The organism is Chryseolinea sp. T2, assembly GCF_037203685.1.
In the GTDB taxonomy this organism is placed as follows: Bacteria; Bacteroidota; Bacteroidia; order Cytophagales; family Cyclobacteriaceae; genus Chryseolinea.
In genome coordinates this window covers 1185120-1203698 of sequence record NZ_JBBCAU010000002.1, presented here as the reverse complement: position 1 = coordinate 1203698, position 18579 = coordinate 1185120, and the positions used below count along the sequence as shown (strand labels likewise).

11 protein-coding genes are annotated in these 18579 nt (G+C 47.3%); 3 read left to right on the top strand and 8 right to left on the bottom strand.

The window, feature by feature from the left end; all coding sequences use genetic code 11:
- Positions 1-246: 246 nt before the first annotated feature.
- The 4 genes from WBG78_RS09745 to WBG78_RS09730 all read right to left on the bottom strand — a co-directional run bounded on the left by WBG78_RS09745 (position 247) and on the right by WBG78_RS09730 (position 8487).
- Positions 247-3360, bottom strand: coding sequence for a C1 family peptidase (locus WBG78_RS09745; protein WP_337326218.1), 3114 nt, complete (start codon positions 3358-3360; stop codon positions 247-249).
- 330 nt (positions 3361-3690) lie between these two features.
- Complete coding sequence (locus tag WBG78_RS09740; protein ID WP_337326217.1) at positions 3691-4272, bottom strand: hypothetical protein; 582 nt, start codon at positions 4270-4272, stop codon at positions 3691-3693.
- 414 nt (positions 4273-4686) lie between these two features.
- Entirely contained in the window at positions 4687-7152 is a 2466-nt protein-coding gene (locus WBG78_RS09735) for an ABC transporter permease (protein ID WP_337326216.1), read from the bottom strand.
- A gap of 201 nt (positions 7153-7353) precedes the next feature.
- A complete protein-coding gene (locus WBG78_RS09730) occupies positions 7354-8487 on the bottom strand; it encodes a BamA/TamA family outer membrane protein (RefSeq protein ID WP_337326215.1) in 1134 nt (377 codons plus the stop codon).
- Positions 8488-8869: 382 nt separating this feature from the next.
- Between WBG78_RS09730 and WBG78_RS09725 the strand changes: the two genes are divergently transcribed.
- Positions 8870-9661 carry a lytic transglycosylase domain-containing protein gene (locus tag WBG78_RS09725; protein WP_337326214.1) on the top strand — a complete coding sequence of 264 codons (792 nt, stop codon included), beginning with the start codon at positions 8870-8872 and terminating at the stop codon, positions 9659-9661.
- Between the two features lie 207 nt (positions 9662-9868).
- Here WBG78_RS09725 and WBG78_RS09720 read toward each other — a convergent pair whose 3' ends face one another.
- The 3 genes from WBG78_RS09720 to WBG78_RS09710 form a co-directional block, all read right to left on the bottom strand.
- Positions 9869-10939: a ScyD/ScyE family protein gene (locus WBG78_RS09720; protein WP_337326213.1), complete on the bottom strand. Its 1071-nt coding sequence runs from the start codon at positions 10937-10939 to the stop codon at positions 9869-9871.
- Between the two features lie 212 nt (positions 10940-11151).
- A complete protein-coding gene (locus tag WBG78_RS09715) occupies positions 11152-11799 on the bottom strand; it encodes a response regulator transcription factor (RefSeq protein WP_337326212.1) in 648 nt (215 codons plus the stop codon).
- A gap of 77 nt (positions 11800-11876) precedes the next feature.
- Entirely contained in the window at positions 11877-15329 is a 3453-nt protein-coding gene (locus WBG78_RS09710; RefSeq protein ID WP_337326211.1) for a two-component regulator propeller domain-containing protein, read from the bottom strand.
- 297 nt (positions 15330-15626) lie between these two features.
- Here WBG78_RS09710 and WBG78_RS09705 point away from each other — a divergent pair, with 297 nt between their 5' ends.
- A complete protein-coding gene (locus WBG78_RS09705; RefSeq protein ID WP_337326210.1) occupies positions 15627-16250 on the top strand; it encodes a hypothetical protein in 624 nt (207 codons plus the stop codon).
- 609 nt (positions 16251-16859) lie between these two features.
- On the opposite strand, the gene WBG78_RS09700 is transcribed toward WBG78_RS09705, so the two are convergent.
- Complete coding sequence (locus WBG78_RS09700; RefSeq protein ID WP_337326209.1) at positions 16860-17522, bottom strand: hypothetical protein; 663 nt, start codon at positions 17520-17522, stop codon at positions 16860-16862.
- A 113-nt stretch (positions 17523-17635) separates the two neighbouring features.
- On the opposite strand from WBG78_RS09700, the gene WBG78_RS09695 reads away from it, so the two are divergent.
- Positions 17636-18538, top strand: a complete 903-nt coding sequence (locus WBG78_RS09695) for a Gfo/Idh/MocA family protein (RefSeq protein ID WP_337326208.1) — start codon at positions 17636-17638, stop codon at positions 18536-18538.
- Positions 18539-18579 lie beyond the last annotated feature (41 nt).

Below are 18579 nucleotides of genomic sequence, written 5' to 3'. Positions count from 1 at the left end.
GTGTACAACTTCGGAGTTCCATCATATGCTAATTACACAACCCTTGCAAAAGCTTAACGGATAACCTTGCCCGGTAAGGCAAGGTCACTGACCTTTGATCAGGACAAAAATAACCTGGCAGTAATAGCAAATCATGACAAGGGTACTAGCGACTGCGCCTGATATAAAAGGACATCAACAAACGTCCAAGATTATTCCAGATAATAATCAAACGTTGTTGATGTCCTCACTCATGCCATTCTCAGCTCACGCCAGATAGAATCCATCTCCGTAGCCTGACACTATCGCCGGGCGAAAGCCTTGCGGAGCCAACTCGTCAAAAATCCGCTGATAACCGTTCGCATCCAAACCGTGCCGGCCTTGCCAGCTGATGGCAGGAATTCCACGATGCCAGATAGCGGCATAGTTGGCGATGCCACTATTGGTATAGCCATTCACGCAGACTAGTTGGAAACCACTGGCGAGCGCTTCGTTGAAAGCAACCTGGTACTGGCTGGAAGTCAGGTTGTGCCTGCCTCTGAATTCGATGCCGGGCAGCTTCTGCCATATCGCGGCAAAGCGTAGTCCGAAGTTGACACGATATCCGCAGACCTGGATTGGAACGAAGCCCTGCGAGGCAAGCGCCTCGAAAGTTGCCTGATACTCGTGCGGCAATAGTCCATGGCGGGCTTGCCACTCTGGTGCTGGTCCCTGCTCGAACAGGGCAACATAGCGGTCCTCACCATTCTCTGCGTAGCCAGAAACGATGACTGGTCTGAAACCATCTGCCACCAATTGGTCGAAAACAATCTGGTAGGTCGCGCTGGTAAGTCCGTGTCGAGCTACCCAGGCTGGTCCGCCCCGTTTTACCCACACGGCGTTGAATCGTGCGCCCCGCCCCTCGGAATAAGCACTTAAGAACACCGGGCGAAAGCCTTGGTTGGGCAGGGTATCGAAGAGTTCCTGGTACGCAGCGGCGTCGATACCGTGGCGCGCCTGCCAAGCTTCACCACCGTCCGGGACGAACAACGCCGCGAAGCGCGTGTTGAAACGACTGAGCTCCACCGGCCCGTTCGCCGTGCCGTGTTGTTCGTGCACGTCGGCAAAGTCGAAGTCAGCCTCGAGCTTCAGGCCCGTCTCGGTGCCCGGCATCGTCGGCCCGCTACCCGCCGCGATGAAAGCGGTCAGTCGCCGGCCGTTGTCCGAGAAATGACCATTCACATCGTGCCGGTCACCGTGCCACCCGACCTGGTCATTCCAGAAGGTGCTCCAGACATGGTTGTCGAAGCCGATGAGGAACAAGTCCAGATTGCCATGGGCGCGCGAGACTGCGGCAATATGTTGCTTGTCGCGGTCGAACACTGCCTGTGAGGGTAACGGGAACCAATCGGGGTTCCAGCCACCCTGGTCATTCCAGAAGGTAGTCCAAACATGGTTGTCGAAGCCAATGACGAACAGGTCCAGATTTCCGGGGCCGCGAGAGACCGCCACGATCTTTTGTTTGTCGCGGTCGAACACTGCCTGTCCCGGCAGCGGGAACCAATCGCGGTTCCAGCCGGTCTGGCTACTCCAGAACGTACTCCAAACGTGGTTGTCGAAGCCAATGACGAACAGGTCCAGGTTGCCCGGCGTACGCGAAACCGCCGCGATCTGCTGCTTGTCACGGTCGAAGACTGCCTGCCCCGGCAGCGGGAACCAATCCCTGCTCCAGCCGGTCTGGTCACTCCAGAAGGTGCTCCAGACATGGTTATCGAAGCCGATGACGAACAAGTCCAGGTTGCCGGGTGCGCGGGATACTGCTGCGATTTGTTGTTTGTCACGGTCAAAGACTGCTTGTCCCGGTAACGGGAACCAATGCCTGCTCCAGCCGGTCTGGCTACTCCAGAAGGTACTCCAGACGTGGTTATCGAAGCCGATGACGAACAAATCCAGGTTGCCGGGGGTGCGTGACACTGCGGCGATCTGTTGTTTATCACGATCGAAGACTGCCTGTCCGGGCAGCGGGAACCAATCCCCGTTCCAGCCGGTCTGATCATTCCAGAAGGTGCTCCAGACGTGATTGTCAAAGCCAATGACGAACAAGTCGAGGTTGCCTGGGGCGCGGGAAACTGCCGCGATCTGTTGCTTGTCCCGGTCGAAGACTGCCTGCCCGGGTAGCGGGAACCAGTCCCTGTTCCAGCCCGTCTGGTTATTCCAGAAAGTGCTCCACACGTGGTTGTCGAAGCCAATAACAAACAGGTCGAGGTTGCCGGGGGCGCGGGAGACCGCCGCGATTTGTTGCTTATCCCGATCGAAGACTGCCTGTCCGGGCAGCGGGAACCAACCGTCCGACATGTAAGCGTGCCCCAGCCGCGTGGGCTGCCCTGGCGCAGCAAAGTCCTCCGAGCGGCGCAGCAGAAGTCGGAAGTCACCTGTTCCGGTCTTCACGTGCCAGTTGCCAAGCCAGCAGGCCTGGTTCTGCACGAAGGTCGGATCGACAACGTCGGTAATGTACCAGCCGCTCAGGATCTGCCAGTTCGGATCGTTTTGATAGGCGATTTCGATGAAGGCGTTTTCACCCCAATGGTTCTTGGCGAAGAAAACCTTACGGTCGCTGTCGAAGCCGATAAGTGTCAATACATGGCCTCCCATTGGAGCGGTCAGGTGCTGCACGTCGCAGATAACTTCGTGGTTGGAAAGGATGACGTTCTCAAGAGCCTCTATGCTGGGCGACCCGCCAATGCTGGCGAAGCCCGTCGCGCGATAGCGGCAGTTGACGCGCGCGATCAGTGGGATGTGCTGCTCGCAGAATTCGAGCGCGTCGTAATCTTCCTGTGAGGCCAGCGCCGACACACCAGCGAAACCGAGCGTGGGCAGGATGCCTGTGATCGCAGCCTGGCTGGCTAGATAAGGTGCAAGCGTCTCGTCAGGTACCGCATTCTCGGACAGCTTTTGGGCGATGTCGCCTGCGCCCTGAAAGCCTGTGAGAGAGGAATTGTTTTCCACCGGCTGCACCACGGGACCGCCTACCGCGGTCCGGTTTAGGGCAAAGGCCTTGCCCATATGGAAGACATACTCTTCCGACAAATCCAATGTACGTCCGAAGCGCCGATGATAGGCGGCCTCGAGCGCCGAGGCGCCGGCAAATGCCCAGCAGCTGCCACGGTTTGACTGGTTTTTGAAGGGCGTCTGATCGGCGGCCAGCGACCACGAACGGGGCCTTGGGCCGCGGCGCAACTGGGAAACAGGACCGTTCCGACTCACGAGGCCGGAACGTTCGGCGAATTCTAATGCTGAGTCGATCGCTGCGCGATGCGCAGCGCGATCAAGCATGATCGGCGCGAAGGCCGTTGCTTGCCGCGTCTGGTTGCCAGATACGGTAGCTGTCGTTGTGTCACTCATGATCAATACAGATTTTAGAAGTGTTGATACAATAAGAGGTGCTGCTATAAAGTAACTGTTATCCTTACGAACCCACAATCACCCTTTTCAGGCATTTATGTTTACGTAGAATGGCAACTGTTTATAGAACAGATCATGACTACACGCCAGGAGTTGCGTACGATCTGGTACACGCCAGGAGCATAAGCGACAATCTTCTGCTACCAGTGTAATAGCAAGCATGTGGATTGACTCTTATACTTCCGCTGAGGATACTTAAAGACAACTATTGATGAGTTACTGGCAAGGTGACAATCGTCTCGCCGGCTGAGAAGCGAACGATGTGTTATCTTAGAAGCGGTAGTCCGTCGCCATCTGTCGGTCATACACGAGCAGCATAGTATCGTCGCCGGAGACTGACTTCGAGTTGACTTTAACAACGATCGACTTCCCATCATTGATCAATTTCCAAACCTCTGTCACTTTGAAATCCTCCGTCTGCGCATGGGCATCGAAGGACCTGACGGAGTTCACGATCATAGTCCTGCCATCATCCGACCACGTCGCAGAAGTCATCTCCCGAGGGATTCCGACATAAGTACCTGTGATTGTTTTTTCATTGAACATCATCTTCTCCTGTCTGGTGACCAGCGCTCCATCCACAGCCTCGCTCGCGACGTCGACAGTCAGAAAATCTGAATGCACCGCTATCCTCATGGTCCTGGATCTCAGGCGATCGCCTCCGCCGAAAATACAACGCGGAAAACCACCTATCTGGCTTTTGGATTCATTCAGCTTCCACTCTCCGGCAAAGCTTGTGCGTGCCGTGGATACTCCACTCGCCGCGGTCGGGGTGTTAGTTTTGTTCTGTCCGCTGCAGGACGTTTCAAAGATCAACACAAAGCACAAAGCAAGGACAGATATATACTTCATGGCGGTTATTTTTTAGGATTTCGAGTGTTAATAAAAGTAAGAGTTTTATGCTGGTCAGTTTGTAAACGACTCGTTAAAAGATGTTAATGAGTTGTAAACGCTTGCAAAATGATTAGCATGAAGTCGCTTGAAAAAAAAATGCTGCGCATCACTATGCCCGCCGGCGATAATTGGAACACTAATAACCACGCCGCTGGCGTAGACCTTCGAGCAGAGTGTAAGGAAAGTGTAAGCCAAGTGTACAGGAAGTGTACTGCGAGCTTAATAAAAGTGTGCAGAAAGTGAGAAGCGGGTGTACAGCGGATCTTGAAAGCTTGGGCCGAGAGGCCGCTGTAAACTGCTTTCCGATCGTATGTTGATAAGGCGACATTACATGCCGCTTAACATATAAACAACAGTCCGTCTAACGTTGCTTTATTCCGATCTCAATATCCTGACTGGATTTATAACAGCCGTCTTAATCGCCTGGTAGCTCACAGTCAGCAAAGCAATACCTGTTGCGAGAGTGCCTGCCAATACAAAGATCCACCATTCAACATCAATATGGTAAGCATAGCTTTGAAGCCACCAGTCTGCGCCAAGCCAGGCAATGGGAAATGCAATGCAGCAAGCAATCAAAACCAACTTGACGAAATCTTTGGAGAGCAGCACCATAATGCTCAGGAGACTTGCGCCTAGCACTTTGCGCATACCGATTTCCTTCAGGCGTTGTTCTGCAGAATAGGTTGCCAGCCCGAAAAGACCGAGGCATGCAATAACGACACTGGCAATAGCAACCCAGCCAAGGATCGTCTGGCTGCGTTGGTCTTCTATGTAAAACAGGGCAAGCTGATTGTCAAGAAAATGGTACTCAAAGGGTTCGGTTTCCTCATTGGCGACCATGATCGCTTTAAGCTGGTCTAAGGTAGCCTGAATGTCATGAGGTTGAATCTTCACTGAGTAATAATCAATCGGGAAGATCGGGTTATTATGATACGTGATGATCAATGGTTCGATTTTAGCACGCAGCGATTGAAAATGGAAATCTTTCACAATTCCGACCACACGTGGTGTGAACGCAGCATTGGGGTCATTGTAAATTGGCGTAAAGAATTGATTTAAGGCAACCTGCGGAATAATCACCTCATCGGAAACATCAGTAATGCCCAGAATCTTTGCCGCAGCCTCGTTGATCATCACAGACAAAGTATCCCTATCGTTCTGAAAGTTTCTTCCCTCAAGCAATGCAATCTCATACGTAGCAAGAAAGTCCTTATCAGCCGCAATAGTATAAGCGATCTGCGGTTCTCCAGCGCTTCCCTCCTTTTTAATTTTGATCCTTGGAATTGATTTCCATTCACCAGGTACACGCGATGTCGAAGACACGTGATTGACATTACCCATCTTAGACATTTCGTTCTTTACCCACTCAAAGTTTGAACGCGCCTTCTCGACATTCACATCGATTACAACCATCAAGTCTGTGTTGAAGCCAAGTTCGCTGTTATTGAGGAAGCGAACCTGCATGAACAGCACAATTGTGCCGATGATCATGAATGTTGAAATGGTAAACTGCAGGACAACCAGCGCCTTCCTCAAAAAGAAATCTCCACCCTGCTTTGCCTTCAGGCCTTTCAAAAGCGAGACGGGATTGAAACGCGAAAGCATTATCGCTGCATAGCCACCGGACAACAATCCGATTGAAATGATTAGTAATATGGCAGCACCCCAGAAACGCACGCCAACTGATGTAAAAAGTTCAAACTTCTTTTTGACGAAGTCATTGAATGCTGGCAGTAACATCGCAACAATAAGAACGGCAACGAAAAACGCGATGACTGTTGTGATCAAAGATTCAACAAGGAATTGTTTGATGAGATTACCACCCACCGCACCAATGGCCTTACGCACACCGATCTCTTTGAATCTGCCTGATGCTCTAGCCGTAGTGAGGTTGGTGTAGTTGATGCCAGCAATCAATAAAACAAAAAGGGCCGTAAAAGAGAATACGGTTACATAAACAGGATTACCCTGTGGGATACTTTCAACGTTTGAATAACGCGCGCCATCAGCAATCCCTGCCGATTTGAGATGTATGTCTTTTAATGGCTGCAGCGAATATGAGAGTTGCGTTCCTGGCTCAAGTGTGGCATTCGCATGAACGAGGCGTGTCATCTTGCGGGAAACAGAGTCAGGATCGGCATCATTCCGTAATAAGGCATACACCGTAAAACTTGTCGAGGCCCAATCACTTTCCACTGCGCGTTTGAAGCCCTCAAAGTTCATGTTGGTTGCTATTGACGTCACACTGCTAAAGTTAAAGCTTGAGTTCTGTGGATGGCTCTTTAACACCGCAGTGATCTTCAATGGAGTTTCCATGTAATCGAATTTTACGTTTTTATCGACTACATCTTTCCTGCCGAAGATGCTCATCGCGAGATCTTCCGTAATGATGATCGTATTAGGTTCTTTCAAGGCGGTCCGTCTGTCGCCTTCAAGCAGAGGAAAATCAAATACCTGCAGGAAATACTCATCAGCGATGGTAACAGTTTCCTGCACGTAAACAGGATTTTCAGGATCGAAAATATTACGTCGGCCAGAGCGTTGTATGCGCGTTGTCATTTCCACTTCCGGCAAGGCCTGCGGGGCTTCTGCTGCCAGCATATAACCTGCAGCTGCAACCGTTGTGGCTTCATTGTTGGGATTTTTCTCATGAGTTATCACCCGGTAGATCCTGTCACCTTTGCTATGCTGGGTGTCAAAGTTCAGTTCGTCATAAACGTAAAGACCGATCAATAAAAAGCAAACCATCCCAAACGTCAGGCCCAGTACATTAAGAGATGAATAGAGCTTGCTTTTCCAGAGGCTTCTCCACCCCGTAATAAGATAACTTTTGAACATACTGCTGTTGGTTAGTGGTTGCTACGGTCAGGGTTATTCATGTTTCAATCCGTGAGTAGGATTTCGCAGTGCTGCCTTTAATGTCTGTCCGCCTACAGTCAAACCAGCAAGGAGCTCCCACAAGTTTCAAAACAAAATACAGGGTGTATACTGTTAGGATTTACTATGTGCTGGCTAATAAAAAAAAACAGATAATTGATCTCAAAATGCCTCAGCAAAATTGAAGTAGAATCCGCTTACGCCGCCGGGTCCAAAGCCCATATCCAATCGGAGATTTGTGTTGTGTTCTGAATCCACCCGAATGCGTATACCGCCTCCATAAGAGAGCCAAAACCCGTTAAAATTAAGGTTACTGAATTTATCGGCAACACGGCCAGTAGCTACCCACGTTGTGAGACCGAAGATGTTCCAGACGGGCATCCTGTATTCTACCTGCGCATCCACCAGTACCTTATCTCTTAATGCTCCTTTGTAGTAGCCCCGCATGCGGTCCTCCCCTCCCATCTGGGCAAGATCATAAAATGGAACAGTTCCACTGTTATAACTTGCTGTTGCCTGAACAGCAACTACGTGTTTGAGCCATGGGTTAAAGTATTTCCGACCATCAATATAGAAGGCTGCAAATTCATATCTGCTTCCCAATGCTTTGGGATAAAATGTTAAAGTCGTCAACAACAAGGCGCCTTTGTAGGCGTTGTAGCGGTTGTCTCTGCTGTCAAGCGCTCCGGCGAAACCAATTCCCACGTCGGTGCCACCGTATTGGCCCGGAACGTTGTCCCGAATGATGAAACTGTTCGAATCGAGTTCAACACCGAAGTAGTCTGATACGTCAAAGCTTAGTCCCCCATAATAGTTCTTTGCAATTTTACGCAATATGTTTGTGGAGAATTTAGCACGATCGATCGTAACCAGCTCTACGTTATCCAGGGAAACATCATTGCCAATTCCAAGAATGTATTCTGGCGTCTTTTTATAGTTAAAGTATGAGAGGATCATCCATTTATCTTCATTGAAAATAAGGTCATTGGAAATGGAGATATTGATCCGGCCTTTTGTTGAAAATGACACCACTTCAGAAAGTTTGGACGGGCGGGAAATCGTGTCCTTTTTTGAAAGATTAAAAACGTTGAATTTCGCAAGCCCGAAAGTATTACCTGCCTCACTCGAATAGGTGATTATCGGTGCCGGTGAATACTTAAAGATCTTTTCCATTTTCTTGTTGAACGAGTCAAAACGAGAGAGTGTATCGTTTTTCGCAGCCGTAGTATCGGCTTGTCCAAATGCACTGATTGCCAGGCATAACAGTATAACTGACAGGAGGGGGTTTCGTTTCATTCAAGCAACAATGTTGACCGGAAGATAGCTGATTCATTGGGGGCCGCAAAATTTGAAGTTTGTCAACGGAAGTAAAAGCTAAAATAACCTCCGTTAAAACAGCTAGTCCTTGTTATCCGGCGACAAGCGTTCAAGTCCGCGAAGGCGCGTTTCCAAAATCAAACCTCGAAAGCCCCAGCCTGCCCTACAATACTCTGGACTAACGGTTGCATTGTACCCTGTTGCGTTACTTCATTTTCATCGCCGTTATGCCTAATTTGGAAGATTGAAATTCTATCATCTTAGCAATTAAAGCATGGGCTGTCTAAGTAGGGTATCCAAATATTTATTGTTATTCACAGCCGTTTTATTGGTTCTTTTTACTCAACGTGTAAGCGCACAAATGTCGTTGCCAAAAATCCCGGGTGAATTGACTTTCTGTGGTGAACCGGTGCCGTTGCATGATCCGGACATAAAAGAAAGACTTGAACGAGAACTTATTGTTAATGTGAACAAGCACGCTTCCACAATTCTCATACTAAAAGAAAGCGGACGCTGGAACCGTTACCTTCAAGCAATGCTCGATAGCGCAGCGGTACCCAAAGAATTCTTTTATCTGGCCGTTATAGAGAGTGAATTGGATCCTATGTCCCGTTCAGGCGCGGGAGCAACAGGACTTTGGCACTTTACAGTAAGTACGGCAAAAGAATACGGTCTTGAAATTTCGGAATATGTGGATGAAAGAAGAGACGCTGAAAAGTCTACCCGGGCGGCATCCGAGTTCTTCAAACGGGCATACAAAAAATATGGCTCCTGGACATTGGCAGCTGCTGCTTTTAACCGGGGATCAAAGGGAATTGAAAATGCCGTAAAAGGTCAACAAACCAATAACTACTACGAGCTTTATCTTAATGAAGAAACGGCGCGATATGTATATCGGATTCTCGCCCTGAAACTGATTATTGAAGCACCAGAAAAATACGGCTATAATCTAACCTCTTCTGATTATTATCAGCCGGTTGAGTATAAAACTGTTATTATAAACGACTCCATTCCGGATCTTCCCAAATTTGCAAAATCGTTAGGCGTCAGCTACCTGACATTAAAAGAGCATAACCCCTGGATTCAAAACACCGACTACAAACTTGTATTGCAGCAAGGAAAAAAATACAAAATAAGAATACCAGCGAAGTAGATTAAATGTCAAAGCGCCCAAAATCTGCGATGGGCAATATGATCGATAGCCGTCTCCAATATGTGCATTGAAATGAAAATCCTGGTCATCTCAAGAAACTTGCGCTGAAGCGTACCTTTACCAGTAGGCTTCAGCGCTGTTTTGGGGTGCTATCAGAAGTAAAATGGTTCGTCAAACTGGGCTGCAAAAAAGCCGCATTGATAATTACTATTGCCAGTCTCCACAGGGGTGAACCGTTGACGATTCAATTGTCCAGATCTCGCCGGCCAGGTTGACCACGTAAGCGGTGTTTCCAATTATCTCCAGCGAAGTTGGTTGATTGAGACCGTCCTTAAGTATAGTGAACGTGCCGTCCTTGTTGACTTTCACCAATGCTCCGGTGTTTGGCTTCGCTGGCGCTCCCTCCCATGGGCCATCCCAGAAACCTTGCAAGATGCCGTACATCTCACCTCCGGGTCCAAACTCCAGGTCCACAAGAAGTCCGATCTTCTCCAGACCGACGCCGGACGCCAGTTCCTTGGGCACAAGCGACTGCATGGTGAATGAAACTACTTTGCTGTCTTCCGGAACGTGGGGTATTGGACCGGCCTGGCCGATGTAGACCGTATTGCCTTTCAACGCGAGCCCTACTGGAACAACGTTGTCAAAGGCAACCAGCTCTTTTACCGTGCCATCGAGGCCGATCTGAAGCACGCGATTATGGTGGCCATCAGTGACAATGAACCCGTTCTTATAAGTCTGTATTGCGTACTGGTAGCCAGTTGGGATAAAGATTGGTGTTGCTGGCGGATGGGCTTCTGACCAGGCGCCGATGTCGGCGATCACCGTAAAGGTGTTGGGACTGTCCATCCGGTATACGCCGACGATATCGGTGCCACCCATGTCCTCGGCAACGCCGGTAACCAGCGCGTAGGCAGTACTGCCGAGGAAGGCAACATCTACTACACCGCTGCCCTGGTAGTACGGGTCATTGACCCGGGCCGGCAGGCCGCTGGCGAAGAGACTGGACTTGCCACTCCTGCGGTCAACCCGCCAGATACTTCCGGTGAGCGGCGCGGTGACATACAGATCAGAGCCGGGTCCGACGGCACTGCCCTGGAACTCTTCGAAACCTGTGACCAATTGTGTGGTTTTGATCTTAACTTGCTTTCGGCAACCTGGATCAGCATTATCGCAGCTTCCCAATATACCAATCAAGCCAACTGTTAGGGCAAACAAAGCAGATACACGAAAGACTTTTCCTGTCGTGGTGAACTGTGGGTTAGATTGTTTAAGCATAATATTCTTTTAAAGTTAACGGCGTTACATATCAGAAGACGCGCATGTAAAGGATGCGTCAACGGCGATGCCATCTTGCCAACCGAGCAAAATACATCTGCGAAACTTTTATCTAAGGAAGTCGGGACAACACCAAAAATCAATTACCAAATGTGGTAGTGAAATTGGCTGACGGGCTCGCGGAATTAGTCGTACCAGTATGCGGTACCTGATTATCTGGCGGGAAAGAGTTTTTCGTTAATTGCTTTTGCCACTGCTTCTGTCATGGAAGCAACATGCAGCTTCTCGTAGATCTTTTTCATATGGGCGCGAACGGTGTCATAGGTGATATTCAGCTTGCTACCAATCATCTTATATGAATGGCCCTCTACGAGCAGCGCGAGGACTTCCTTTTCACGCTGACTTAAATGATAATCTTTGTTTGCTTCCGGAAGCATGTTTTGAAACTGCATCAGAACTTTTCGGGCGATACCCGGAGTCATAGGCGCGCCTCCATTATAAACTTCCGAAATGGCCTGAAGCAGGTATTGGGGTTCAGCATTTTTCAGAATGTACCCGGCCGCACCTGCCTTCACAGCAGCAAAAACGTTTTCATCATTATTAAAAACAGTAAGCATCAGAATCTGAACCGTGGGAAACGTCTTGCGAATCACCTTTACGCCTTCTATGCCGTTCATACCAGGCATATCTATATCCATAATCACCACATCGGGCTTCGTATCGATGATGTTATTCATCAAATCAAGACAGTTAGAAAAGGTGCCTGCCAGGGTAAAATCCTCGGATTGCTCCAAAAGCATGGCAACAGAGTCTCTCAGCGAATCATTATCATCATATAGAATTACCTTAATTCCGGCCATCGGCATTCATTTGATCAAAGTTGTACTTGTTAAAAAGAAATGTCTATTACCAAACATGGTAGTGTTTGGCAGAACAACTATAAAGGTAATGTGAGGTAAATGGTCGTTCCGTCATTCTTTTTCGAAAGAATGCGCAGGTTGGCATTCAGATCATTTGCCCTTGCATGCATATTCTTAATTCCTTCTCCGCCTAAAGATTCCACAGCAAATGCCGGGTCCGTATTACTTTGTGATGGGTCGAATCCTTTTCCATCATCCCTGATTACCATTATCAAAACATTGTTGTCTAACGACAAAGTTATCCACGCCGTTTTACAGTCTGAGTACTTGACCATGTTATGAAGAGCCTCTTTGAAAATAAGAAAAACGTTCTTTCGCTGCTCGACCGTGAATTGAATTCTCTTCAATTCCTCGTCGGCAGTAAAATCAAATAGTATATTACGCGACGCGAGAATCATCGCTGCAAAAGTCAACATCCGGTTTTGCAATTTTTCAAAGCTTTCGTTATTGGAATTTAAGCTCCAGACAATGTCGCTCATCTTGTCGATCAATTCCCGAGAAGCATGGCCGATTTTTAAAAGGACCTCATCTGTGTCCTGCTTTTTAGCAGCCCGATTCTTTGCCACTTCACTGTAAATGGAAATGCTCCCAAGCGTACTTCCGATATCATCATGCAACTCCCGGCTTATGCGCGTGCGCTCTTTTAGTAGTGCTTCCTGGCGTTCGACCGTCTCCATCAATTGATACTTTTCACTGAGAGATCGTTCCAGCTCTATCGTCCGTACTTTAATATTCTCCTCCAGCCGATTGTTTTCAGCCTTCAATTGACGCGAACGAAACCAGGTAAACATCCACATCATCACGCCAAAGCTCAGGGCGTAAGACAGGTACGCCCACCATGTCTTCCACCACGGCGGCAGAATAATAAAAGAATATTGCAATTCCTTACTCCAATAACCCTCGCTGTTGACAGCCTTTGCTTTGAATGTGTATTTCCCGTGGGGTAAATTATTGTAAGTGGCTTCCGGCTGATCAGTAATATTACTCCAGTTCTTATCAAGGCCCTCCAGGAAATATTGGTAACGCACTTCTCTGGGTCTGTAAGTGGTAATGCCAATGAATTGAAAACTCAAATAATTGTTGTCGTAATTCAATTGCAGGTTTTCAGGTTGATTGTACCAGGGTGTGAAACCAGTGAAATTAAAGTGCTCCAACCTGGAGCCATTATTCAATATGATCGCGCCGTCTTTTTTCTTTTCGGCTTCATGCCAGTTAATATTTTCATTAAACAGAGCAATGTTCTTCAAGCGAATTACAGGAGGGATTGTATCGGGCAGATCACCTTCCGGGTGATAGTGCGTAACCTTATTCGTAGCACCTATCCAAATATTGCCGCTACTATCCTGTGCTATGGAATTAAATATGGACCCGCCAGTAGAAAATCCTTCAGAAGCAGCATACTTCTTAAATAGTGACAGCTGACTATTTTCTAAAGTATTTGCTGTGGTTGCCTCTATCCTTATCATGTTCAGACCATCGATAGTCACGATCCAGATATTTCCGTTCCTGTCTTTCAGTACATTCGTAGTAGTATTATTGCTCAGTCCTTGTTCGGAAGTATACCAGATAAAGTGTTTCCGGTCGAATTTATTTACTCCTCTGCCAGTGCAAAACCAAATGTTGTTGTTTCCGTCTTCAACAATTCCCGTGATCATTTTATGACTCACGCTGTGCGCCGGGTCGTATTGTGTAAACGAAGTTCCGTCGAACGAATAAACTCCTTTGGCAAATGTGCCTATCCAAATAGTGCCTTGATGATCTTCCAAAAGTGAAAAAACGCCTATGTCTCCTTGATCACTCGCGATTTCATAGTTCGTAAAAACATCCCCATCAAACTTGCTCAGCCCGGTCATTGTGCCAAACCAAAGGTTTCCTTTGGCATCTTCCATCTGGAACAATACATTATCGTCAATCAAACCATTCTTTTTAGAGTAATGGGTAAAATATCGACCATCGTATTTGGTAACACCGCCCGAGGTACCAAACCACATATTGCCATTTCGGTCTTCGATGATATTTTTAATAACATGAGGAGGAAACCCTTCGCGAATGGTATATCGCGAAACAGATTTGCCATCGTATTTGTCTAAGAATTCGCCGTTTGCCGAGCCTATCCATACAGTTCCATTTTTGGCTGCCATGAGGATCCCCACTTCCCTCTCATTAAACGGCACAAAGTGATTGAATAACTTTCCGTCGTACTTACACACTCCCGAGGCTGTAGCCATCCAGATGCTGCCTCGTCTATCTTCCACTATGCTATGGACAAGATCATGGGCCAGGCCCTGTTCAACACTTAAGTGGGTAAATGATTCTCCATCGTACTTGCTCGCGCCATTACCGAATGTACTAATCCAAATATCACCGTGCGTATCCTTCATAATTCCTGATAGCCTGTCTGAGCTTAGCCCGCTTTCCGTTGTGAACTGGGTTATGTATTGGCCATCGTATTTAAAAAGCCCCTTGTCATTGGTAGCAAACCAAATATTCTTTTCGTTGTCTTCGAGCATACTCCGGACTTCGATAGTGTCATTGACACCAATTGCTGAGGTGTAACTATTAAATGAACGTCCATCAAATTTGAATAACCCACCACGGGCACCAGCCCATAAATTTCCATGGCTATCCTCAAACACGCTAAGAATATCCTTATCCGAAAGCCCTTGCGCAGCCGTGTAATGCGTGAAGGACGAACCATCATATCTGTTTAATCCTCTATCAGTGCCAAACCACATGTCGCCATTTTTGTCTTGTATTATGGTCCAGACATTATTGCTCGCTAAACCTTCTCTGGTGGTGTAGTGCGTAATATTTATTCCGTCAAATTTATTCACGCCGCCATCAAGAGTGCCGATCCAGAGGTTACCCTTATCATCTTCAAAGATGCAGCTAACCCTATTTGTACTCATTCCTTGTACTACTGAATAATTGGTCAGGAACTTTCCGTCGAATTTGCTAAGACCACCCCACCAGGCACCGATCCACAGATTGCCAGCCTTGTCCTCGCACAACGAAGAAATGTGATTGCTGTTTAAGCCATGCATTGCTTTGATGGAACTGAAGCTTCCCAAACTATTTTCTTTGACAAAAGCATCTTTCATCAAAATAACCTCAGGAGCAGCTGCTATAAAGGGACTATCGATTGCCGGCACCACTTCCGGTAACTTGAAAACTTCTCCATCCGGGAGAATGAGCTTTGGCGGTCCGGCAGGTACGACGCGGTTTGGTTTGGCAGAGACAACGTTTGATTTGATATGTACGGTCTCTGGTTCACCTGCTAAGATTTTTTTCATTCCCGATGCCGGAACAACCTTTGGGGGAACTGTCTTTTCCGGTGGCAATTTGTAGCTCTTCGCCTCGACAACCTTAGGAGGCTTAAAATAACCTGTAGCCACCTCTTCCCTTTGTATTGTGCATGTAGCATGGAGAATACACACAATGATTGCCGGAAGAATTAGTTGAGGTCTCATGCTGGCGATGTAACGAGGGGGCAGGCCAATTATCTAAATGTAATAAATTATCTCCTTTTAAGTTCGCAGTGCAGCGACCTGGATGCCAGGTTTTTCAAACCTCACATGCCTTTCTGCGTCTTGGATTCAGACTGAATGGTGCGACACGTAACGGATGCAATTGGGCAATTGAATTGCCTGATTACATTCTGCTGGCCGATATACTTTCTCAGTTACTAAAAATAAGTAATTTGTCGGATGACCTGTCAGCAAATAATTGATAAGCTCCTGGTATACCGACAGCAATTAGTTAAGATCATGAGCTTACCGAATCACCACGGACTTGAGATTGATGTAACAAGCGAATATGCATTTATTACCATCAAGGTAATTAATGGCGGCCAGCCTTTTGCCCAGATCCGATTTCAGTTGACAGATGAAGCTGGCAAGCCCGTTTCCATCTTCTGCGATAGCAATGCCGTGCAAAAAGAACTGAGTGACAAAATTGAAGGAGAGAATTGGCCGGGATGGCAATCATCTGCAACAATTAAAACGAAATTTCCGGAACAGGTGCTACAGGCAATGGATTCAGCTGATAGCATAGCGGCACTGGTTACAAATTGCACGCGTGGCGACGAGTATAGCCCGGGGAATTTCAGTAAAATATCTGCGTCCAACAAACGGATTAAACTTGAGCAGATCAATTATATGAATTCAAGATCACTATCTCACAAGGATAACTACAGCCTTCGCCAGCTGGTGTTTACAATTAATTTCGATCCAGGTTCCGTGAACGAATTAAGACGCGGAGAATATCGTATTGGGATAATGAAGGTAGAGTTCTCAGACCGCTCATCTGCCAATAATAGAACATGTGGGGATAAAGTCATCGCTGAACTGGAAAGATTAACTGCTAAGGATGTGAGATCTCAACTCCCATAAGAGAATCAACCCGCAAGTTTAGGAATTAACTACTTCGTTGTTCACTGCCCAATTGCATAGAGATTTAGATTTAGATTTCACAATATCCCTGACCTCATACCCGCCATTTATCAGATCATCCGATGCTGCTTGATACAAACATGCAACTTTTTCCAGAATCACTTTTCCAGTCGTTGCCAATTGTAGCCAAACATTCCAACCTTTTACATTCTCCAATACCGCATGTGATCTTCACTCCAATAGAAATTTCAGCACTCGATCCTGTTAGGGATCGTCGGTCAATAACGGACCGACTTTATGAAATCCGCCGTATACTTTCTTTAAGTCAGTTATAAGTATTCTTTAAGTCCGCTATATATGTTCTTCAGTTCCGCTATATATCTTCATCAGATCCGCCTTAGTTTCTCCGCAATAACTGCTTAAGAGTTTATGCTATGCCCTTGAGAGTAGCTGGATAGTTGGTGCTTGGTAGCAACATAAGCAGACGGATACAATTAGCCAGCGCCACAAGCCAATTCACCGGTGTCTGGCGCAACCGCTTATATGGCGAGCCGGGCTCCAGGGTATAAGACATACAACTATGCGAAAGCGGAAGGTTGTAAAAACGAATTATCCCTTTATCATCGGCTCGACCTTTCCGTCTTTGAAAGTCGCCTTTCTGAGGTCGACTGCCTTGATCTGTCTGTTAATCTCGCCCGAATCTGACCTTACGAGCAGTTTGGCCTGACCTCCCCCTTCAATGACTATTTTATATTTTATCGCTCGTACAGGAATACTATAATCTATTCCGCGGACACCGTAGAGTTCATTCTTGTAGGCAAGGTATTGCCCTGTGAGGATCCATCCACCGCTGGCGACAAAGTCTTCGTCACCCGATGCTCCCGACACGAGGCTTTGCAGTTCGTCCAGCGTTGTTGAGACGTTACCCTCAGCATCATAGAATTTTTGAAACTCCGTTGTCAATTGCAACCCTTCAGGCTCCTGTCGTGCAATTTTCTCATTGCTTTCGTCGGTAAATATGAGCGAGAACTCTCCCTGCTCGTATTCGGCAACATGCATTACCATCGTAAGTACGATCTTTTGCACGCCTCCGTTTTCGTCGAGCTCCGTCGATGTCCGGCCTTCGTTCGCCCAGGGCCGATCGTAAGACATTTCCTGTCCGGCCAGCAGTTTGAAAGCTGCCGCGATCAGCATCTGGAAGCCCTGGCCTGACTCCGGGGGATAGTATCCGTAGAGTTGGAAAAACAAGTCGTCTATTGGCGGTTTTTGCATGATCTGTCGTTAACAATGGGCAAATATGGTAATACAAACGGGATTGCTCACGGCATTCAAAAAGAAGTAGTCAGAAATCTCTTATCCCGTTACATTCTTCTATTTTCGCAGCTATGTTAAAAATCGGCGTGATTGGTCTGGGAGATATTGCCCGGAAGGCATATTTACCTGTGCTCAACAGGAAGGAAGTGGAAGTTCACTTGTTTACTCGTGATCAAGTCAAACTAAGAACGATTGCTTCCCAGTACAGATTCACCCACTTACACGACTCCCTTGCTTCCATGATAGAAGCAGGTATAAAAGCTGCTTTTGTTCATACGACGACAGCCTCACATGAGGAAATTGTGATGCAATTGTTAAACAACAACATTCACGTGTTTGTGGATAAGCCAGTCACATATCATTATGAGTCTGCTGAACTCCTGCTGAATTTTGCGAGAGATAAAGGATTGATCCTTGAGGTTGGCTTTAACAGAAGGTATGCTCCTGCGATTCAAAATTTGAAAAGCCTTCATGATGTGAACATGGTCATCATGCAGAAGAACCGAAAGTCGCTACCAGCAACTACACGCACGTTCATTTTTGATGACTTTATCCATGTTGTGGACACGCTGTTATACTTGCTACCATACCCCATCGATCACTTGATTGTCAACGGAAAGAAAAAAGACGATGTCTTATACCATGTGGTGGTTCAATTTATCTATGGCAATGGTTGCACTGCGATTGGAATTATGAACCGCGACAGTGGGACAAACGAAGAACAATTGGAGGTATTTACCAGCGAAGAGAAGACAATCGTACGCAATGTTACGGACACATCAATTTTAAAGGATAAGAGTAAGACTGAGACAGGCGTGAGCGATTGGGAGCCAACGCTGAATAAACGGGGATTTGAGGGCATGGTGAATGATTTCATCAATGCTGTACAAACCGGAAACCCTGGACACTATGAGCATCACCTGACAACACACAAAGTTTGTGAGGAGATAGTCAACAGGCTGGACGCCCAGTAATAGCGGGCGTACGGCGTGAACCAATATGTCTAAAGCACCTG

Bases quoted from the DNA above. Each gene is read 5' to 3' on its own strand.
- WBG78_RS09700 (WP_337326209.1), bottom strand. From the start codon at position 17,522: ATGCAAAAACCGCCAATAGACGACTTGTTTTTCCAACTCTACGGATAC.
- WBG78_RS09720 (WP_337326213.1), bottom strand. From the start codon at position 10,939: ATGCTTAAACAATCTAACCCACAGTTCACCACGACAGGAAAAGTCTTT.
- WBG78_RS09735 (WP_337326216.1), bottom strand. From the start codon at position 7,152: ATGTTCAAAAGTTATCTTATTACGGGGTGGAGAAGCCTCTGGAAAAGC.
- WBG78_RS09740 (WP_337326217.1), bottom strand. From the start codon at position 4,272: ATGAAGTATATATCTGTCCTTGCTTTGTGCTTTGTGTTGATCTTTGAA.
- WBG78_RS09705 (WP_337326210.1), top strand. From the start codon at position 15,627: ATGAGCTTACCGAATCACCACGGACTTGAGATTGATGTAACAAGCGAA.
- WBG78_RS09730 (WP_337326215.1), bottom strand. From the start codon at position 8,487: ATGAAACGAAACCCCCTCCTGTCAGTTATACTGTTATGCCTGGCAATC.
- WBG78_RS09715 (WP_337326212.1), bottom strand. From the start codon at position 11,799: ATGGCCGGAATTAAGGTAATTCTATATGATGATAATGATTCGCTGAGA.
- WBG78_RS09710 (WP_337326211.1), bottom strand. From the start codon at position 15,329: ATGAGACCTCAACTAATTCTTCCGGCAATCATTGTGTGTATTCTCCAT.
- WBG78_RS09745 (WP_337326218.1), bottom strand. From the start codon at position 3,360: ATGAGTGACACAACGACAGCTACCGTATCTGGCAACCAGACGCGGCAA.
- WBG78_RS09695 (WP_337326208.1), top strand. From the start codon at position 17,636: ATGTTAAAAATCGGCGTGATTGGTCTGGGAGATATTGCCCGGAAGGCA.
- WBG78_RS09725 (WP_337326214.1), top strand. From the start codon at position 8,870: ATGTCGTTGCCAAAAATCCCGGGTGAATTGACTTTCTGTGGTGAACCG.